Source organism: Lentzea sp. NPDC006480, assembly GCF_040611995.1.
Classification (GTDB): Bacteria; Actinomycetota; Actinomycetes; order Mycobacteriales; family Pseudonocardiaceae; genus Lentzea.
Window position 1 is genome coordinate 1 of sequence record NZ_JBEXPJ010000161.1, and the last position, 21,180, is coordinate 21,180.

The 21,180-nt window shown below is 69.0% G+C and carries 9 protein-coding genes; 3 read left to right on the top strand and 6 right to left on the bottom strand.

The window, feature by feature from the left end:
* Positions 1-409 (bottom strand): hypothetical protein (locus tag ABZX92_RS37945; protein ID WP_355570296.1); only part of this gene is annotated, 409 nt, incomplete at its 3' end.
* A 353-nt stretch (positions 410-762) separates the two neighbouring features.
* A complete protein-coding gene (locus ABZX92_RS37950) occupies positions 763-1,446 on the bottom strand; it encodes a M15 family metallopeptidase (RefSeq protein WP_355570297.1) in 684 nt (227 codons plus the stop codon).
* Positions 1,447-1,902: 456 nt separating this feature from the next.
* Between ABZX92_RS37950 and ABZX92_RS37955 the strand changes: the two genes are divergently transcribed.
* The 3 genes from ABZX92_RS37955 to ABZX92_RS37965 are packed head-to-tail and all read left to right on the top strand — an operon-like array spanning position 1,903 to position 5,301.
* Positions 1,903-2,067 carry a hypothetical protein gene (locus ABZX92_RS37955; RefSeq protein WP_355570298.1) on the top strand — a complete coding sequence of 55 codons (165 nt, stop codon included), beginning with the start codon at positions 1,903-1,905 and terminating at the stop codon, positions 2,065-2,067.
* A 4-nt stretch (positions 2,068-2,071) separates the two neighbouring features.
* The gene (locus tag ABZX92_RS37960) at positions 2,072-4,633 is read left to right on the top strand and encodes a histidine kinase (RefSeq protein WP_355570299.1); all 2,562 of its coding nucleotides are present in this window, start codon (positions 2,072-2,074) and stop codon (positions 4,631-4,633) included.
* A complete protein-coding gene (locus ABZX92_RS37965) occupies positions 4,630-5,301 on the top strand; it encodes a response regulator transcription factor (protein ID WP_355570300.1) in 672 nt (223 codons plus the stop codon). Before ABZX92_RS37960 ends, ABZX92_RS37965 begins: the two co-directional genes overlap by 4 nt.
* A 32-nt stretch (positions 5,302-5,333) precedes the next feature.
* On the opposite strand, the gene ABZX92_RS37970 is transcribed toward ABZX92_RS37965, so the two are convergent.
* From ABZX92_RS37970 to ABZX92_RS37985, 4 genes are all read right to left on the bottom strand, one after another.
* Entirely contained in the window at positions 5,334-9,941 is a 4,608-nt protein-coding gene (locus tag ABZX92_RS37970; RefSeq protein WP_355570301.1) for a cytochrome P450, read from the bottom strand.
* Positions 9,938-11,638 (bottom strand): fatty acyl-AMP ligase, encoded by a 1,701-nt coding sequence (locus ABZX92_RS37975; RefSeq protein ID WP_355570302.1) that lies wholly within the window; start codon positions 11,636-11,638, stop codon positions 9,938-9,940. Before ABZX92_RS37975 ends, ABZX92_RS37970 begins: the two co-directional genes overlap by 4 nt.
* Positions 11,639-11,796: 158 nt before the next feature.
* Complete coding sequence (locus ABZX92_RS37980; protein ID WP_355570303.1) at positions 11,797-18,825, bottom strand: beta-ketoacyl synthase N-terminal-like domain-containing protein; 7,029 nt, start codon at positions 18,823-18,825, stop codon at positions 11,797-11,799.
* 1 nt (position 18,826) lies between these two features.
* Positions 18,827-21,180 (bottom strand): SDR family NAD(P)-dependent oxidoreductase (locus ABZX92_RS37985; protein WP_355570304.1); only part of this gene is annotated, 2,354 nt, incomplete at its 5' end.

The following is a 21,180-nucleotide window of genomic DNA, read 5'->3' on the forward strand; positions in this document are numbered from 1 at the left end:
CGGCCGCCGAGCGGGCACTGGCCGCCGCGGGCTGGTCCAAGAACGGGAAACCGTTACAGATCAGGAGCAGAACCGCCTGGGTGGTGTTCAACGCCGTGGCCATTGTGTAGACGGCGACCATGATGGCGAAGACGTTGGGACCGAAGGCCGTCTCGGATGCGTAGTAGAGGCCCCAGTCGTGCACCAGAGCCACCGCGAGGATCCAGAGCAGCACCAGGACCGGAAACCTCCTGCGCAGCATCAGCGCCGCGCACGCGCAGACCTCGAGCGCGACCTCCCACGTGAAGTAGTCCCGCAGGCCGTCGATGAAGTACATGCTGAGCAGCTGCAGACCGAGCACCGCGGCGGCCAGCAGGCAGTCCACGACCACCGGCCAGCGACGTGAGTCGGTGAAACGCTCCAGGTCCACGGCTCGCCATTATTCGCCGGAACCCGTCCCGATGATCAGCTCTCGCCTGACCGGGTGACGCGACCTCACTCGTCCGGGAACCTGTTTCAACGACCATCGCTGAGCGCAGCTTCGGCGATCAGCACGCCGCGTACCGACAGGCACTCCCCGGCTGGTGGCCCCGGATCGCCGCACGGCGACGGTGAGTGCCGCGGTGTGCAGCTGTCCACCGTGGCGGAATTCCAGGAACAGCCGGTACTCGCCACATCCGTGATCAGCAGCAGGAACCGCCGCCACTCCATCCGGCGGCGATCCCGGGCGTTGTTCGCGTTGCTCGGTACGACGCGCCGGGCCGACGGCTTCTCGGGCTGGTGTCAGGGCTTCTCGAAATGCTGGTAGTCGATCGGAGTTTCCCAGAAGCCGCCCCAGGTCCAGCCACGTGTGGTGAACGCCTGCTCGGTCGCGTCGCCCGCGTGGATCATGCCGGGCACGTTCTGGGTGCGGTCGACGTAGGGCGCGCCGTTGGGCGGGTAGACCGTGCCGCTGCGGGAGATGTAGGGATTCTGCACGGTGTTGATGTCGATGGCCCGTCCGTAGGAATGGTTGGACCAGGCGGTGCCGCCGGTGATCGCCCGGCAGTTGAACGCCGAGGTGTTGTTCGCCGCCATCGACGCGTCGTCGTCGGAGTCGTACTTCTCCACGGTCTCCATCCGCTGGATGGGGAACCGGCTGAAGTACAGGTCGGCGAAGACGCGGGCGACCTCCGCGGCGAGATCGGCGTTGACGACCAGTTCGCCGCGGTGCACCGCACCGTCGAAGCCGACGAAGTTCAGGCTGATCAGCCGCAGCTGATCGGGCCCGACGGGGCAGCCTTCGCGCCAGCTGGAGGCGAGCCGCTTCGCGGTGACCGGCTTGATGACGGCGACGTAGGGCGGGAGGCCGCTGCCGGCCGGCGCGGCGAGCTCCACGGTCTGGGCAGTGGCGGCGGGCGCCGGCGTGGTACCGACCAGGGCCACGGACAGAGTGAACGTGATGAGCGCGAAAACTCTGGTTCTCAACGTCAAAATACTTCCTCTCGATCTCTGCTGCGACAGAGTGGGATTCGCCGTGGTTCGAGCGAGCCAGGGCAATCGTCAGTGGACTGATTCCGGCCGTTCACCCCCAGCCCCGCGAAGACGCCCTCGGGATCGACCCTGCCAGCGATGCGCGAACAACGTCAACTTCGCTGAAACGTCTCGACCCTCGCGTACAGCGTCGATTGCGATTCACCGGGCAGTCCAAATGGAATCAAACGAATAGCCCGGCCCCACCCAGAGGGTGGACTTTCCACGAAAACAAGTCGTGTCCACTTCTTGAACTGGTCCATTCGCACTAGGCTCCGGTCGTCCCACGCAGAGTTCCGACCTGGGCACGGACTGTCGTACGACCAGGTCGCGCACAGGACAGCGGGTGGTACACGGATGCGACGTGGCACGAATGGAACACGCGATGACGGGCGGTTCACCGGCCTGACAGTGTTCGTTGCCGTGTTCGGGTTCGTGCTGTTCGTGCCGCCGCTGTTGTCCGTGTTCGACCAAGGCCACCAGGTCCTTCACGTCCCAGTCGTGTGGGTGTACCTGTTCGGTGCCTGGGCGGTGGTGATCGCACTCGTCACAGTGCTCGTCCGAAGGTCGGGATGACGTCGTGCTGCAGACCTGGTTCGTCATCACCGTCTCCATCGCGTACCTCGGAGTCCTCTTCGCCGTCGCGTTCTACGGCGACCGGCGCGCCGACACCGGCCGCAGCCTGCTCGGCGGGCGGGGCACGGTCTACGCGCTTTCCCTTGCCGTGTACGCCACATCGTGGACGTACTACGGCAGCGTCGGCCGCGCGGCCACGACCGGCGTGGGCTTCCTGCCGATCTACCTCGGCCCGACGATCATGCTCACCCTCGGCTGGCTGGTGCTGCGGCGGATCATCCGCATCAGCCGTCGCCACCGCATCACCTCGCTCGCGGACTTCGTCTCGGCCCGCTACGGCAAGAGTGTGACGCTGGGCGGCCTGGTCGCGGTCATCGCGGTCGTCGGGGTGATCCCGTACATCGCGTTGCAGCTCAAGGCCGTCTCCAACACGTTCGAGATCATCCGCAGGCATCCGGTGATCACGCCGTCGTCCGAGCTCGGCCAGGTGCCGCTGCTGCAGGACACCGCGCTGTACGTGGCGCTGCTGCTCGCCGGGTTCACGATCCTGTTCGGCACCAGGCATCTCGACGCCACCGAGCGGCACGAGGGCATGGTCACCGCGATCGCGTTCGAGTCGATCGTCAAGCTGGTGGCGTTCGTCGCGGCCGGCGTCGGCGTGGTCTGGGGGCTGTACAACGGGTTCGGCGACCTCTTCGCGCGCGCCTCCGCCGCCGGGCAGACCGCGGTCTTCGGACTCAGCGACACCACGGGCAGCTGGGTGTGGCTCAACATCCTGTCGATGCTCGCGATCATCCTGCTGCCCCGGCAGTGGCAGGTCGCGGTCGTGGAGAACGTCGAGGAACGGCACGTCAAGCGTGCCATGTGGCTGACCCCGCTGTACATGCTGGTGATCAGCCTCTTCGTGGTGCCGATCGCCGCGGCGGGCCTGGTGCGGCTGGGCGGCGCGGTCGACGCCGACACCTACCTGCTGACCGTACCGATGGCCGCGGGTCAGGAGGCGTTGACACTGCTGGTGTTCGTCGGCGGGCTGAGCGCGGCCACCGGCATGATCATCGTCGAGACCGTCGCACTGAGCACGATGGTGTCGAACTCGCTCGTCGTGCCCGCGTTGCTGCACCGCGGGTACCGGGGCAACCTCGCCCGCGCCATCCTGATCACCCGGCGGGTGGCGATCGTGGCGCTGATGCTGCTGGGGTACGTGTACTTCCGGCTCGCGAGCGAGGGTGCGGCGCTGGCGTCGATGGGACTGGTGTCGTTCGCCGCGGTCGCCCAGTTCGCGCCCGCGATCCTCGGCGGGCTGTTCTGGAAGGGCGGCACCCGCAACGGTGTGCTCGTCGGGCTGTGCGGCGGGTTCGCGGTGTGGCTGTACACGTTGCTGCTGCCGACCTTCACCGCGACGGGCTGGCTGCCCCAGACGTTCCTCGACGACGGTCCGTTCGGGATCTCGTGGCTGCGGCCAGAACACCTGCTCGGCATCAACGGCATGGACAACATCAGCCACGGCATGTTCTGGAGCATGCTGCTCAACATCGGTGGCTACGTCGGCGTCTCGCTGCTCGGTCACCCGAAGGCACGCGAACAGGCCCAGGCCGTGCTGTTCGTCGACGCGCTGGCCGACCCCGAACGACCACGCCTGCTGCGCGGCCGGGTGTCCGTCGCGTCACTGCACGAGGTGCTTCGTCGTTACATGGGCGGACGAGCCGCCGACCGCGCTTTCGAGGAGTACGCGCGCGAGTCGGCGCTGGACGACTTCCAGTCCACAAAGGACGCGGATGCCGGTCTGGTGCACCACGTGGAGACCGTGCTCGCCGGTGCCGTCGGCGCCGCGTCGGCGCGGATCATCCTCACGTCCGTCGCCGGTGAGGAGCAGCTGCGCATCGAGGAGGTGATGGAGATGCTCGACGAGGCGTCGCAGGTGGCCGCGCTGGAGGAACGCCACCGGCTGGCGCGCGAACTGCACGACTCGGTCTCCCAGGCGTTGTTCTCGATGACACTGCACACCCGTGCCGTCGAGCTCGCGGTCCAGCGCGAGGGCGGTGATCCGGACGGCAAGGTCGCGCGCGGCCTCAAGGAGCTGCGCAGCCTCACCCAGGGCGCGCTCTCGGAGATGCGTGCCTCGTTGTTCCAGCTGCGGCCGGACGCGCTGCACGAGGACGGCCTCGCCGAGGCGATCCGCAAGCAGTCCGCGGCCATCGCGTCGCGCGAGGGGCTCGACATCGTCGTCGACGCGCCGGACTACCGGTTGGCGCTCGACGACCGGGCAGAGGAGGAACTGTTCCGCGTGGTGCAGGAAGCCGTGCACAACAGTGTGAAACACGCCCGTCCCCGACGTATCGACATCCGCATCGAAGAGGTGTCCGATGGAGTGGTCATCGAGGTGACCGATGACGGAACCGGGTTCGACCCGGCCACCGTGCGCTCCGCGGGAATGGGACTGTCAGGTATGCGTGAACGCATGAACCGCATCGGAGGCGAGCTCGTCATCGACAGCGTCCCCACGGGATCGACCACGATCCGCGCTGTTCTTCCCGTCCCGTCACCACATCCAGGACAGCCACGATGACCCGGCCTGCCGCACCCACGCCGATCCGGGTGTTCCTCGTCGACGATCACTCCGTGGTGCGCCGCGGCATGCGTGCCTTCTTCGACATGCTCGACGACATCGACGTCATCGGGGAAGCCGCCGACGGCCAGGCCGCGCTGGACGAGCTGGCCGTGCTCGCCGCGCGCGAGGAACTACCGGACGTCGTGCTGATGGACCTGCTGATGCCACGCCTGGACGGCATCGGCGCCACCAAGGCGATCAAGCGGCTGTACCCGCAGGTCGAGGTCGTGGCGCTGACCAGCTTCAGCGAGGCCGAACGCGTTCACGTCGCGCTGGAAGCGGGTGCCGCCGGCTACCTGCTCAAGGACGCCGAGGCGGACCAGGTGGGTGCCGCCGTCCGTGCCGCCACGCGCGGCCAGGTGCACCTCGACCCCGCCGTGGCCCGCACCCTGACCCAGTCGCTGATCGCCCCGCAACGCACCGCGACCGCGCTGACCCCGCGCGAGCGCGAGATCCTGGTACTGGTCGCCCACGGCAAGTCCAACCGGGACATCGCCGACGCCCTCATGATCAGCGAACGCACCGCCCGCACCCACGTGTCCAACGTCCTGAGCAAGCTCGGCCTGGCCTCCCGCACTCAGGCAGCCCTGTGGGCGGTCCGGGAAGGCCTGGTGACCGGCCCCTGAACGCCGCCGGTGCGGGGACTTGGCGTGGTTGCCTAGGCCGGGTCGACGCGGACGTGGAGGGTCTGCAGGCCGCGCAGGAGAGGGTCGTCGCGGAACATCGGGGGTGGCGCCTCCGGGTCCAGGCGCAGGTTCGGGAAACGGGTCACGAGCCTGGTGAAGTACTCCTGACCCTCGATGCGGGCCAGTGCGGCTCCGATGCAGAAGTGCGGGCCGAAGCCGAAGCTGAGCTGTCCGTTCGGCGGACGTGACACGTCGAGCCGCTCGGGGTCGGCGAACCGGTCGGGGTCGCGGTTCGCGGCACCCACGATCGGGTAGATCAGCTGCCCCTTCCTGATGAGCTGTCCGCCGATCTCGAGGTCGGCGTCGGCGAGCTGCGGCGTCATGATCGGCGCTGGGCCGTCGTACCGCAGCAGCTCCTCCGCCGCCGACTCCGCGAGTGAGAGGTTGTTGCGCAGCAAGGCCATCTGCTCCGGGTTGCGCAGCAACGCGAGCGTGCCGTTGCCCAGGTAGTTCGCCGTCGTCTCCAGGCCGGCGTTGAGCAACGCCATGCAGTTGAGGATCAGCTCCTCGTCGGAGAGCTCACCGCCGATCAACGTCGACAACAGGTCCTCGCACGGCGCGGAACGACGCTCCTCGATCAGTCCGCTCATGTACTCGACGAACTCGTTCATCGCCGCGTGCGCCTTGCGGGCGACGAGCGGGGCGTCCTTGGCGTACTGCGCACCGAGCAACGCCATCATCTGCGTCGCCAGTGCCGTCATCCGCGCGTGCTCGGGCTCGGGCACCCCGATGAACTCCATGACCACCGTGGACGGAAGCGGGTAGCACACCGTCGAGATGAGCTCGGTGCCGTCGGACACCTCGTCCAGCAGCGAGTCGGTGACCTCGGCGACCCGCGCCCGCATCGCCTTCACCCGGCGAGGTGTGAAAGCCTTGCCCAGCAACCCGCGCAGCCGCGTGTGGTAGGGGGCGTTGGTGAACGGCAACGAGCCCGAGAGCTGGCGCTCGAAGTTGCTCATCTCGTCGCGTTGCACCTGCGGAACGGACGCGAACAGGTAGTCCGTCACCGGCGGCCGGATCACCCGGTGGTCACGCAACAGCTGCGACACGTCGTCGTACCTCGTCAGCACCCAGCCGCCGAGCGTGTCCTCGTAGTGCAGCGGCGAGCTCTCCCGCAGTGCGCGGTAGAACGGGTACGGGTCGTTGAGGAACGCGGGGTCCTCGGGGTTGAACGCCAACGTCCGCGAGCCGACCGTGTTGGCGCTGCGGCGTTCCTCCTCGGCCAGGCACTGGTGCACGGTCGCGGCGATGATCTCGTCGTTCGGCTCGACGAACATCGTGAAGTGGTCACCCGGAATGTCCACAACGGACAGTGACCCCAACGACACGTGCTCCCAGCCGTTCGCGGCGCAGTCGAGCTTCAACGCCGTGTTGCGGTGCGGCTTCATGACGGGCGGGAACCCACCGGCCGCCTTCAGCAACGTGACATGCAGGTCCGACGGCAGCGGCTGGTACTTGACGTTCGCCTCCAGGTTCGCCTGGTAGACGCGCAGCATTGTGCTGATGTGCTCCTCCACCGGCAGCGAACCGGTGGCGCCGAGGAACCTGCCGAGCCGTTCCTTCTGCTCGGAGATCGCCAGCGCCGGGTCGATCTCCACCCCGGCCGGGCCACCGGACGCGAACGCCAGGCGGTTCATGGTCATCAGTTCCTCGATGGCGGCCGCGTCGTCGATCGGCGGCAGGTCCTGACCGGGCTGGGGAACGTACGCGTCGAGCAGCACGATCCGCGTGACCTCCTCGCCCGCGCGCCGCAGCTGACGGCCCATCTCGTACGCGACGACACCACCGAACGAGTGCCCGCCCAGCAGGTACGGCCCGTACGGCTGCACGAGCCGGATCTCCTGGATGTACCGCGCCGCCAGCTCCTCCACGGTGTCGAGCGGTTCTTCGAGGCCGTCGTAGCCGGGCGCGCGCAGCCCGTAGAACGGACGCGCCGATCCGATGTCACGCGCGAGCTTGAGCAGGTAGTACGCCGCGCCCAGCGCCCCGCCGACGCAGAAGAACGGCCGCGCCGAGGTCAGCCCGAGCAGCAGCGAGGTCGTCTCCTGACGACGTGCCACCGGCTCGACGGTCTGTTCCTCCTCGACCGCGAGATGCCGTGCGACGGCCTCGATCGTCGGGTGTTCCAGGAACAACGTGTGCGGGATGCGGAACCCGAGCCAGTCCGACAACCCGGACTGCAGCGCCGCCACCGAGATCGACTCCAGCGCGAAACCGTCCAGACGCGACTCGGCGCTGATGGAGTCACGCTCGACCCGGAGTTCTGACGCCACGTGGTCGATGAGCCACGACCGCAGCGCGTCCAGGGTCGGCGCGGGCCGGTCCTCCTCGATCACGGCGTAGTGGCCGAACACGTCGTCGTCCTCGGGCGAGCCGCCGAAGTGCCGGCGCACCAAGGACTTCGAGTACGCCATGGTGCACTCGACCAGCTCGTAGGACGGCAGGCTGCCCGCGTGGTAGGTGTGGTTGCGGCCCTGCATGTGCTCGATGCGGTCGTACACGCCGTCGCGGATGTCCTCGCTGCCGAAGTGCGGGAGGAACTTCCACCGTCGTTGTGCGTGCACCTCGCCCATCACGCCGCCCATGCGTTCGACGTCGTCGCGGAAGATGCGGACGATGTCGTCACCGTCCAGATCAGGAGCGCCGTAGGAGTACACCGCGTAGACGTCGCTCTCGGGGTACCGGTGGTGGAACGACACCGCGTGGCCCGGCTCCGCGTCGAGCAGGAAGAACGCCGACTCCGGCAGCCCGGTGGCCGACACGACCGTGGTGTAGTAGTCCATCACCCGCACGCGGCGGGCCAGGTCGACCTCGTCCGGCGAGGCGTCGATGACGTCCAGCAGCTGCGAGATCGGCACGGTCAGCACGAGGTCGTCCGCGACGACGTCACCCTGATCGGTCCGCACGAGCACGCCACCGGTCGACTTGTCCGGGTCCCGGTTGATCGACGTGATCGTGACGCCGCAACGGACGTCGCTCAGCCCGGCCGCGACCTTCTCCCACAGTCCCTTGAAACCACCGACGATCGTGAAGCTGCCGGGATGCCCGAGCAGCTGGGGCCGAGCCGACAGCAGGCCCGTCATCTCGGCGTACTTGACGAAGTACAACGCGGGCAGATCCCCTGCCAGATAGCCGTATCCGGCAGCCGTGTAGCCCGTGCCCAGCGACTCGGCCATCGACTCGAGTCCGTGCTCGGCGAGCCATTCACGGACCGGCGTGGCGAGTGACCGCGCGGAGTGCGCCAGACCCGCCGTGGCGATGTCCGGGAACTCCTGGTCCCGCAGCTCGGTGTAGCGACGGAACGAGTCGCGCTGGAAGAACGCCGTGCTCTGCGGCGCCGACTCGCCATCGGAGTAGACCCGGTGCGGTGTCGTGTCCTCGGTCGGCACGCCGAGCTCGACGGCCAGGCGCGCGACGTTCTCGTACTGCGTCGTGCAGACGTGCCCGCCCAGGTCGTACGCGCGGTCGTCGATGTCGACCGACTCGCACTTGCCGCCCACCGACGGCAGCGCCTCCAGCACGATCGCGCGATGCCCGGCCTTCTCCAGCTCCCGCGCCGTCGAGAGTCCGGCAGGTCCGGCACCGACGACCACGACCGTGCGCGACGCCCCGAGCCGTGCGGCCGCGGTCTGCTGATAGACCATGGCCCGCAGGTGGTTCAGCGACGCGGCCTCGTGTGGCGACGACGCCAGCACGACGCCCAGACCTTCGGGCGTGTTGCCGACGTTGAACCGCAGTCCTTCGATCTCGTCGTTGTGCAGCAAGGAGTCCAGGCTCAGCACTGCGACGTCACGCCACGGCAGGTCCCACTCACGCGTGCAGTCGAGCGCGGCCTCGTTGTCCTCGTCGGACGCGCTGACCGGGTGCAGCTGGACCTGAAGCAGCGACGAAACGGCACCGCATTCCAGGCGGTGGCGCAGTTCCTCGTGCAGGAACGTCCGCGACCGCTCGTCCTCCTCGTCGAACCGCTCCAGCTCACCGGGCGGCTCCGGCGGCAGAAACCGGTCCCCGGGATCCACGAACCCCGCGTCCGGCACGCCGCCCGCGGGCACCAGCCGATACCTGATCAGCCACTGCGTGCCGTCCAGCGCGGTGAAGCCGGTCGGCACCTGCGAGTAGTAGTGATAGTCGGCGTAAGAGGTCGCGTGCCGGTACAGGTTCCACGCCGTCTCCCGGAAACCGGGAATCTCGTCGACGAGCGAGGAGGCGTCGCCGGCGGAGTAACGACGGAAGATGTCCGCCGTCCGCGCGAAGAAACGCGCACCTGTGTTGAGCGACAGGTCCAGGTCGCCGATGCGCAGGGAGATCCCGCGGATCGCCGGGGCGATGTCGTCGGACTCCATGCTGTTGGAGTACCGGGCGATGACGTCGAGCTCCCTGCCCGGCTGGAAGAACGCGTGCGCCGGCAGATCCGGGGAGTCCAGCATCCGCAACGATCCGGCGGCGCCGGTGGCGTTGCGGTGGAACACCCGGCGCCTGGTCGTCCGCGACGCCGCGACCAGGGTGCCGAGGTCCGCGAGCACCTGCCGGAACTCATCGTCGACGTCGGCGAAGTCGTTCGGACCGGTGGAGAACCTCATGCGGCGACCTCTCCCGATTCGAAGGCCTGTTTGCACGCCAGCCGGCGTACCTTGCCGCTCGTCGTCTTCCGCACGGTTCCCACGGGTCCGATCACGATCGCGTGGCATCCGAGCTGGTGATCCTCGTACACCCGGCGCCGCACCGACTCGCGGATCTCGTCGAGCTGCGCGGAACTCACCTTGTCCTGCCGCGTCTCCACGAACAGCACGAGCTGCTCGCCCTCATCGGTGCCGACGGCGAACGCCGCGAGCCCGCCCGGCCGGATCATCGGATGGCAGTCGCGGACGCTGTCCTCGATGTCCGCCGGGTACATGTTCCGCCCGCGCACGATGATGAGATCCTTGCTGCGCCCGGTGACGAACAGCTCGCCCTCGTGGAGGAACCCGAGGTCACCGGTGCGCAGGTACTCGCGGTCGTCACCCTCGATCCGAGCCCGGAACGTGCGCAGCGTCTCCTGCTCCATGCCCCAGTAGCCCTGTCCCTTGGTGGGAGAGTCGACCCAGATCTCACCGACCCGGCCTTCCGGCACCGGCACGCATGCGGCGGGATCGACGATGCGCACCACCGCGCCGGGCTTCGTGATCCGCCCGCAGCCGATGTACGGCACACCCTGCTCCGACGGCACGACGTGCCCGGACTCGAGCGCTTCCTTGTCGACGTGCAGCGTGGCCTTGCCGCCCATGGACACGCTCACCGAGTGCTCGGCGAGGCCGTAGGCGGGAAAGAAGACCTCACTGTCCACACCGGACGGTTCGAACGCGTCGAAGAACGCGGCCACCGTGGCCGGGCGGATCGGCTCGGCGGCGGACATGATCACGCGCAACGCCGAGAGGTCCCACTGCGCCCGCTGGTCTGCCGTCGTCTTGCGGACCGAGAGCTCGAACGCGAAGTTCGGCGCCGCCGTGTGCGTGGCACGCACCCGCGACATCACGTCGAACCACACAGCAGGGCGTTGCAGGAAGGTCAGCGGGGACATCAGGGTGGTCGTGCTGTTGCCCGCGATGGTCGACAGGATCACGCTGATCAGGCCGAGGTCGTGGTACTGCGGTACCCAGAACACACCGCGCGTGCCGGGGCCGAGCCCGAGGTCCGCGGCGTTCGCGAGCACCTCGTGCGCCAGGTTGCCGTGGCTGAGCATCACGCCCTTGGGGGTCGAGGTCGATCCGGACGTGTACTGCAGCAATGCTGTCTCGTGTGGACCGGCCGGCTCGTGCCACCGCGGGGTGGACGCCGGACGCAGCTTGTCCGTGCGGTACCACGCCAGCGACGGCCACTTGGGAGCGTCGGAACTGAAGAAGCTCGTCACCGAGCCGGCCATGCGGGATCGGTCGTAGGCGCTGCTCGTCAGCACGCAGCGCGCGCCGGAGTTCTCCGCGATCGCGGTGAACGTCGCGAGATCCTTCTTGAGCTTGAACGGGTTCGGCGGGTAGACGGGCACCGGGATGACGCCGGCCGCGAGGCAGCCGAGGAACGCCTCGACGAAGTCCAGTGACGGCGGGTACACGAGCAGGACCCGGTCACCGGGCTGTAGACCTTTGGCCCGCAGCGACTCCACGACACGGTCGGCGGCCTCGCCGAGCTCGCGGACGGTCCGGGTGGCCTCGTCGTCGCCCTTCTCGTCCACGAACGTGAACATGCGCCGGTCCGGATCACAGGCACGCAGTCGCGAGAAGGACGACAGGATGGATTCGGTCACGGCAGTGGCCCTCCATGGCGCTACACACTTGTACGTACCCGTCGCATCGGAAGTTACGGATGCGCGGTGCTGCTGGTCTTGTCTCGTGCCGTTCAGCGGCATGGGACCGTTTGGAAACGGCCGAAGCCACGAAGAGCTTCCTGGCAGCGGCAGCGGTGTCAGGAGCGCACCGTGACCGCGTCCTCCCGCTCGTCGACGTGCAGGCGATACCTCGTGCCGTCCACCTCGGCGGTGTGCCCGGTGACCCGCACCGCGGACGGATGGGTCCTGGCGAGCCTCGCGACGTGGTCCGCCACGGCGATGTGCACCAGGTGGTCGCGGCCGCGCGAGCCTGAGGGCAGGCCGTACGCGGTGGCGACCGTTCCCGCGAGCCAGTCGCACGCCACGACGTCCTCGTAGGTCAGCGTCGTCACCCCGTCCACGGTGGACGACAGGCCGAGCCCGCCGGCGTAGACACGATCTCTGAGGAACGCTCTCCGTTGCCCGGGCGCGGCGGCGCCGAACGTCCCGGTCGGCATCAGCACCTCGACGAGCCGCATCGCCACCAGCACCTGGCCGTCCCGCAGCAGTTGCAGGTGCACGACCGGGAACCTCCGGTCGCCGCCTTCGAACCCGCCGAACCGCGCCTCGACCCGCACCTCACCGGTGTCGGGCAGTGGGGTGAACTGCTCGAAGCTCGTGATCTTGTACGGGTACGCGACCTCGTCACGCGGGATCTCCTGGTACCACTGCCACATGCTGTCGTGCGGGATGACGTGCGTCGCCGCGTCGAGCAGGCCTTGATGCAGGTTCCCGCGCGGCACCGTTCCAGCGCTCGCGTCGAGCACTCCCGAGGCGCCGCCCGCGCCGCGCCGAAGCGACTTGAGGTACTGGAACGCGGGACCGTGGAACAACGCGCCGGACGTGTAGAAGTCCGTGACAGGCGTGGCGTTCGGGAGCTCGGGGAACGCCGCGGGGCGCCTGCCGGGCTCGGTGGTCACCGCCGACGCGACCTCCTCGTACCGCGACAGCGCGGCGGTCCGTGCCTCCCGCCACTGCATCAACCGGACCTCGTCCTCGTTCCGGTCGACCCTCAGCCGGGGTGTTCGATCGGCGGGGATCCACCGGCGCAGCTCGACGTCCTTGAGCGCCTGTGCGCCACCGGAGGCGAGCTCGTCCAGCACGGACATCATCGGCAGCACCGGAACAGTCCACGTCGGCCGGTGGTCGGAGAGCCAGTTCGCCTCGCTGTCGTCACCGACCAGCCGGACGCCGAGGTCCACGGCGCTGTAGATGCGCTTGCCGTCGACCCACAGCCACGCCTTCGCCCTGGCGCAACGCTGTTCGGCGTCGTACTCGGTGATCTCCAGCTCGGAGCCGATCACGTGCTGCGACGGCACGACCTGGCCGCGGTACTTCCACACCATCGGCTGACTGTCCATCATCATCTCGAACCGCGGGTTCGTCAGGCCCTCTGCCGCCCCCTGCTCCAGCAGGTAGACCTGCAACAGCTGGTACAGCGCCTCGATGCCGAGTGAACCGGGCTGGACGGGATCCTGGAAGAAGTGGGCCTTGAAGAACCACTCCCCCGCATCGACGTCCTTCTCCGCGGTGAGCCTGCCGAGTCCGGCCTTGCCGCCACGGGGGTCGTACCCCGTGACGCGGTCGAGCATCAGCAGCATCGAACCGGCCAGCTCGCGGTGCCGCGACAGGTCGACGTTCGTCTCCCTCGGCGGCACTGCCGGCGCCATCGCCGCGCGTTCCTCCGGTGTCGAGCCGAGACCGGGCTGGTCGACGAACGCCTCGGGCGGGAAGAAGCCGAACGCGGTGTCGAGCTCATAGACGAGCTCGTTGTCGCCGTAGCACTTCACGTCGAACGAGACGATGATCATCGTGCCGTTGACCGAGATGTCGCGCAGCGTCACGTGCGTGCTGATCACCTGGGTGTCCGGGGTGATCATCCGGTGGATGGTGCCCTTGCCGTCGAGGTTGCGGAACAACAGGTCCTGGTCGATCTCGACCGCGCACCCGACGTACGAGGCGAACCAGCCGCACGGCTGCAACACGACCTCGATCAGCACGGACAACGGCATCGTGCCGTGGTTCTGGTCGAAGTACCAGACGTCGTCCGGCACGTCGTACTCCACGACGCACGAACTGCCGCGCTCCATGCCGCCGAGCTTTCCGGTCGCCTCGATCACCCTGGTCATGAAGTGGTAGGGAGGCCCGGGAAGACGCGCCACCCGGCGGTGCGAGTCGAAGCGGTCGTAGAGCGCGCCGAACGCTTCGGACGGCTTGCCCCACGCACATGCCAGCAGCGAGGCGTAGTCGAACTTCACGCCGTCGACCGTGATCGCCCTGGTGTCCTCCGCCATCTCGCCGGCCATCTCCTGGCGCCATTGGTCGAGCGGCCAGTCCGGCACGAGCCGCAAGCCGACCCGCCTGGCGTGGAAGGCCTTCGTTCCGTCCACTGTGCACAGAACGTCCGCGTAGACGGTCGGAATCGGACCCGCCTGGAGTTCGGTGACGAACACCTCGTAGGTCAGGTTCCTGCTCTCCGGCGTCACCTGGCCTCGGCATCGCATGTCGTAGGCCTCACCGGGCACCGGCTCGAAGCGCCACGCGTCGTTGCCGATGGTGAAACCACACCCCGCCAGGTAGAACGACATCGCCTGCAGGCACCCCTGGAACATCAGCGTGCCCGGCATGCACGGATCGTTCTTGAAGTGCCCTTCGAAGAACCAGTCGTCGGGCCGGATCCGCGTCTCGGCCCTGAGGTAGCCGCGTTGCCACGGTCCGCCCGTGACGTCGAAGTCCGTGACCTCGCCGAGGAACAGCATCCGGCCGTCGTCGATGCGCGGCGTCCGCGAATGCGACCGGGTCACGCTCCACGCGTCGCCGAAGCAGTCCGCCGGCCGGCCCTGGGCGAACGCCCGCACCTGCTCGGCGGTGAAGCTGCGCGGCGCCCGCGCCAGCGGCTGGTCGCACGTGCCATCCGGGTGTTCCCGCGCCGGGTCCCAGATGACCCCGGTCGTCGCCGCGAGCTCCGCGTCGGTGAAGAACCCCGCCTGTCCTTTTCGGACGGAGAGCCGCAGCTCGCCGTTGACGTGACAGTCGTAGTGGAAGAAGAAGAGCCGGACGCCGTTGAGCTCGGCGTGCCCGTCGATCGTGATCTCGTACTGCAGCGTCTCGCCGGGTAGCGGCGGGCTGCCGTGGTAGGTGAGCTCGCAGCCGAGCAGCCGGTAGACGCGTTCGCCCTGGTTGAGCAGGTCGGCGCCCAGCCAGCTGATCAGCAGCAGGTCGGCCTGCCCCGACTCGACGAGGATGCCCGGCGGCATGCGACCGGTGCTGTCCAGGTACCAGCTGTCCGGCTGGACGTCCGTCTCCGTCCAGATCGTGCCGGTGCCCATGGTCGCGGGTTCGGCGTCGATCCCGGTGACCCGGTCGGCGAGCAACATGGGCGGCTGCGGCATGCGGCACTGCCGGTCGTACTGGTCCTGTGGCCTGAACAGCTCGCCGAACAGCTCCGAGATCCGCCCGCCGGCGAGGTGTTCCAGCTGGGCACGGGTGAACTTCGGTCCGGGCAGACCGGGCACCAGCTCGACCGGCGCCTCGACGGGCACCTCGATCGTTGCCCCGACCGGCGCCTTGATGGTTGCCTCGACAGCTGCCTCGACCGGCACCGCAGTTGTTGCCTCGTGCGGCGCCTCGACCGGTGCCCGGACCGCCATGATCGGCGGCTCGGTCGCCAGCACCGGAGGGAGATGCGGAGCGCGGACCATCGTCGTCGTGCTGGACAACCTGACCTCCGGTGGATGGGCGGGGAGGGTGATCACACGGCCGGGTTCCTCGGGTGAACCGGTGTCGAGAGCGTTCACCGGGATGCCCGCGGCGGTGAGCTCGGCGGCGACCCGGCTGATCTGGCGGAGACTGTCGGACGCGTCCATGGGGATCGCCAGATGGTCCCGGTCCCCCAGCGTCTGCCGAATCCAGTCGCTGCACAGCGACTTCGGGCCGTGCTCGATGAACACCCGCACACCGTCGTCCCATGCCTTCCGGACCGTGGCGGCGAAGTCCATGGTGCCGACGGCCTGCGCGGTGAGCGCGTCCGCAACCCGTTCCGGCGTCGGCAGATAGGAGTCGTCCGTGGCACAGCTGTAGAACCGCACACCGGGCGGCGGTGTCGTGGGACGGCAGTGCAGCCGCCACCACTCGTCGCGCACCTCGGCGAGCTCGGGCGTGTGCACCGCCAGCTCGTACGGGATCGGCAGTACGTATGTGGTGTCCAATGTGGACAAGACTTGCCGGCAAGCCCGCTCGTCGCCGCCGATGACACACGACTCCGGCGAGTTGACGGCGATGAGGTGTGCGGCCTGCTCGTGGAGCAGCATCTTGCGGGCGTGCTCGGGGTCGACTCCGACGAGGAAGTTCTTCCACCTGGCGGCGGTGATGCCCTGGCGTGCCCAGCTCCGGTGGATCGCGGCGAACTCACCCGCGACCTGTTCGCTGAACATGCCGCTCTTGGTCATGTCCCGCACGAGCTGCCGCATGTCGGTCCAGACCCCCAGCGCCACCAACGCGTTCGACTCACCGGCCGAGTAGCCGAGAGCGGCGTCGGGCCGGATGCCGAGGACCTGCTGGGAGATCGTCGCGTGCACCTGGCTGAGCAGCGCGGTGCCCCAGATCTGGTCGAGCACGTCACCCGGCCTGCTGTCCGGGCCGTTGAACGCCCAGCCCGCCACCTCGCGCACCGAACCCGACCGTTCCTCGATGTCCTCGAGGACGTGCGGGTGGGCCAGGAGCAGTTCGCGGCCCATCCCGGGATAGGCGGCGAGTCCGCCGGTGAAGACGAAGCCGATCTCCCCCGTGATCGGGGTTTCGCGGAACGCCACCCCTTCCGGCTTCGGGGCCGTGCCGGTCAGCCACGCCTCGACCGGTCGTTCCGTCTCACCGATCACGACGAGTCGTGCCGGGCCGTCGTTCGACTCGCGGCCGTCGCGCAGAGCCTGGAGCACGCCCGCTTTGTCCTTGCCGGAGAAGACGTGCAGCTTCGGCGCGCGTTCCGCGATCAGGGGTGCGGTCCGGTGCGCACGCAGCCGGACACGCCGTTGCGGAGCCTCCAGTGCCCGCGTGACGACCTCGGCGGTGTGCAGGTCGAACGCCGGGTCAGCGGGCGCTCCGACCCGCGGCATCGCCCGGTGCCGCAACGCCAGCGCGGCCGTCGCGACGGCCAGAAGCCCCTTGGCGGCATGGGGAGCACCGAAGATGCCGGTCGGGTCGAAGCCCTCGTCGCCCATGACCAGGTCGGCCTCGGCGGTCGCGTCGTCCAGTACGGCGACGACGTCCTCCGGGGCCGCGTCACGCAGCCGCTTGAGCACGAGCACCACGGCGGCGTCGCCGGGTTCCCGCGTGATGCCGATGTCGGCCAGCGCCTGCTCGTGCACCGGCTCGTGCGACAGGTCGACCGCGCCCACCACCGCCGCGTCGGCCTCGTTGTTGCGCAGAGCGCGCGCGGCGAGTTCCAGTGCGACCACACCTGACGCTTCCTCGGCCGACACCGTGAAGCTCGGCCCGGCCAGGTCGAGGTGCGAGTTGAGGCGGTTGGCAGTGATGTTCGGCATCGTGCCGACCACGCCGGCACTGGTCAGGGCCGGCACCACACCGTCACGTTCGGCGAGGTCCGCCCGCCACCGGGCCCCGTACCGGGCGACCTCGGCGTCACACCCCATGCCGACCAGCACCATGGTGCGTTCACGTGGCAGCTCGACGCCCTTGACGGCTTCCCTGGCCGCCTCCAGCACGAGGAGCTGCTGCGCCAGCGTCACCTTGAGATCGAGTGGGGGCGTTTTCAACCCCTGCAACGCGATGTCGACGCTCTCCCGCTTGCCCGCCTTCACCCCGCTGAACGGATCAGGCGCCACCACCGCCACGATCGCCACTTGATCTTCAGAAGCGGGGGTTGCACAAACCTGAGGTTCAGCAGAACTCCCCACATGAAGATCAGGGGCGTCGATGATCAAGTGGGCGTTGTTGCCGCCGAAGCCGAACGCGGAGACCGCGGCGCGCTTCGGGCCGGTCCACTCCTCGGCTTCGGTGAGCACCCGCAGCGGGGTGCCGCCGAGCGCTTCGATCGTGGTGTCGGCGTGCAGGGTCGCGGGCCGGATGCCGTCCTTCATGGCGCCCAGCACCTTGAGCACACCGGCGACCCCCGCGGCCGTGACGAGGTGACCCACGTTCGACTTCACCGAGCCGATCGGGAGTCCGGTGTGGCCTGCGAACACGCTCGCCGAGCTGCGGACCTCGACCGCGTCGCCGACCTGCGTGCCGGTGGCGTGACATTCCAGCAGCGACACGGTTTCCGGCCCGATCCCGGCCATCTCGTAGGCCAGCCGCATGGCGCGTTCCTGGCCCTCGGCGGAGGGAACGAGCATTCCGGTGCCGCGCCCGTCGTTCGACAGCCCGACGCCGCGGATCACGCCGAGGACCTCGCGGTCACCGACGTCCGCGAGCCGCATGAGGCTGACGAACGCCGCGCCCTCGGCGGGAACCAGGCCGTCCGCGTCACGGTGGAACGGACGGCTCCGGCCCGACCTGCTCAGTGCTGACAACGCGGAGAAGCCGGTGTGGATGAACAGGTCGTCGGCGCAGTTCACCGCACCCGCGACCATGACGTCGGCCTTGCGGTCGTGCAGCTGGTCACACGCGAGCTTGATCGCGTAGAGCGACGACGCGCAGGCCGCGTCGAGCGCGAACCCGTTCTCCAGGCCGAGCGCCTTCGCCGCGAGGTGGGCGGGCAGACCCGACATGAACCTGTTGCGCGCGTCCGGCCTGGGCCCTTTGCGCCACACCTGTTCCGCGTACTCGGCCATGCCCATCGTGGGGAACGACAGGTTGCCGAGCACCAGGCCGGTCTTCCTCCCCGCCACCCGCGCTTCGGTCAGTGCCTGCCGCACGGCGTGCAGGACCCAGAGGAACTGCTGGTCCAGGCCGCGCACATCGATCGCGAACCCACTGGCGTCGAGGTCGAAACCCCTGACGTAGCCGCCGATGTCGTGCCACGCGCCCTCGGGGCTCGCGCACCGCCATCGGCCCTGCGGGGCGTGCGACAGGCTGTCGCGGCCGGCCTTCACGTTGTCCCAGAAGGCATCCGGCCCGAGCGCGTCGGGCAGGACTGCTCCACGCCCGACGATCGCGATCGGTTCGAACATCTCACCCCTCCGGCCGCGCGACGAGTTCGACGCCGATCAGCTCGGCCCGTACCGACCCGTCCGCGTCGACGAACGCGATGTCGCACGTGGCGCCGTCAGCCCACGTCTGGCGTGCGATGAGGACGCATTTCGTGGTTCCGTCGAGCAGTCCGGGCTTGTGGGTACGGCATTCCCCGACGCCCATCGGCAACGACGCCTTGCCCAGGACCTGACGCGCCCACAGCAACGCGAGCTGCAGCCCACCGTCGACAGCGGCCGGGTCGGTGTGCCAATTCCGGCCGCACCAGCCCATCTCCCGCGCCCCGGCGACGGTCGCGACCGCGCCGTCGGCGGAGATGCCGCCGACCTCGCGGATCACCTGGAACATCGGCCCGTGGAACAGCAGGTGCCCGTCGTAGACGTCGGGGCCCACCGGCTGGGTCACCGGTTCCTGCCACTGTCGCGGGCTGGTCGTGGTGCCGACGCGGCCGCTGTAGTGCCTGCCGATCGACAGCGCGTCACCGGTGCGTTCGACGGTGATCCGGTCACCTGTGCCCGTGAAGTTGTCGAGCCCGATGCGCCGCAACACCTTCACGTCCGTCACGACGTCGCCGTGCGCGCTGAACCATTCCAGCGCGAGGGCGATCGGCACGACCGGTGTGCCCTCGATGTCGTGGTCGGCGAGGTAGGCGTGCGTCCTGGCGCTGAGCAGGATCTCGCCCCGCTCGGTCGTGTCTTCGGCGCCGTCGATCGGTCCGGCCTCTCCCGCCGAGATGACCACGTGGACGTCCTCGCCGGCGCCGGTGAGCTCCGCGACGAACTGCCGCGCGCCGTCGGCGATCGGGATCAGCGGCACGCCCTGGCTGTGGAAGTGGTCCGCGAGCGACGGGCTGACCATGCCGCCTTCCCACGGGCCCCAGGCGATCGAGCGCACCAGCCGGCCCGGCCGTGCCTGTGCGTGCGCGACCTGGTTGAGCACCTCGTTGGCCATCGCGTAGTCGCACTGGCCGGGGTTGCCGACGTGCGCCGAGATCGACGAGAACACGCACAACGTGCGGATCGGGTCGTTCTCCGTCACCGCGAGCAGCCCGCGCAGCCCTTCGACCTTGGTGTCGAAGACCCGGTCGAACTGGTCGTCGGTCTTCTCCGCGATGCGCTTGTCCGCGATCACTCCGGCGCCGTGCACGATGCCGGTGATCGGGCCCCACTCCTGGCGCACGGTGTCGAGCTCCCGGCGCAGCGCAACGTGATCACGCGCGTCCACGGCGACGTACCGGACCTGGGAACCGGCCTGCCTGATGTCCGCGACGGTCTTCGCGACCTCGCGGGCGGCCAGCGTCGCACTCACCTCGGCGTTGACCTTCGCGGGCAACGGCGGCTTGCCCGTCGTCTTCGTCACATGGTCCACCACGGCCCGCTTGAGCGCGGCCTCATCGGTGATTCCCCTGAGGTGGACGGGTTCCGCGTGCTGGGGCGTACGTCCGAGCAACACCAGCTTCGGCTTGTGCTGCCGTGCCAGCTCCTTCAACGCCTCCGCGGTCACACCCCTGGCACCACCGGTGGCGACGATGACGTCGTTCCCGGTGATCTCGTGCCGCGCCTCGGGTTGCCCCGTCACGACAGCCTCGACCACCAGGCGCGTACCGTCGGCCCGCAGCCCGACATCGGTCGCCGATCCGCCGGCCAGCAACTCGTTCACGACGGCCTGCGCCACCGCCGCGGAAGTCCGCCGCCCACGCTCGACGTCGATGGCCTTGACGCCGGCGCCGGCCCACTCCCGCCGCGCCGTCCGGGTGAGCCCGGCGACACCACCGAGCCAGGCGCGTTCCCGGGCACTGACCCCGAAATCGCCGCCGGTGTCCTGCACGGTGACGAACACACCGCACTTGTCCGCCACCGCGCGGGCCGTGGCGAACACGTCCCGCTGCACCGCGACCGCCTCGTCGACCGACGTGACGTCCTTGAGCCCACCGAGGTGAATGACCCCGTACGCGCCCTCGGCCACACCCACGACCGCGTCAGCACCAGCCGCGACAAGCCTCTTCACGACGTGCGCCGCGATCCCGCGCCCGTCGTCGGTGACCACGATCCTGCCGTCGCGCAACCCCTTGAGCGCGAGCCCAGGCGCGGCACTCGGTGTCATTCGCACCGCGTATCGCACCAGGCCGCCAACCTGTTCGGTGCCCGCGTGCTCGGTGCCCGCGTGCTCGGTGCCCGCCCGCTCGGTGCCCGCCCGCTCGGGGAGCTTCGCACTGCCCAGCCGTGCGGTGATCTCATCGAGGGTTCTGAGCTTGCCCAGCTCGACAGGGTCGACCTCAGGCAGACCAGGAACACTCCGCCGCACCGCCGACAAAATCTCGACCCGCTTGATCGAAT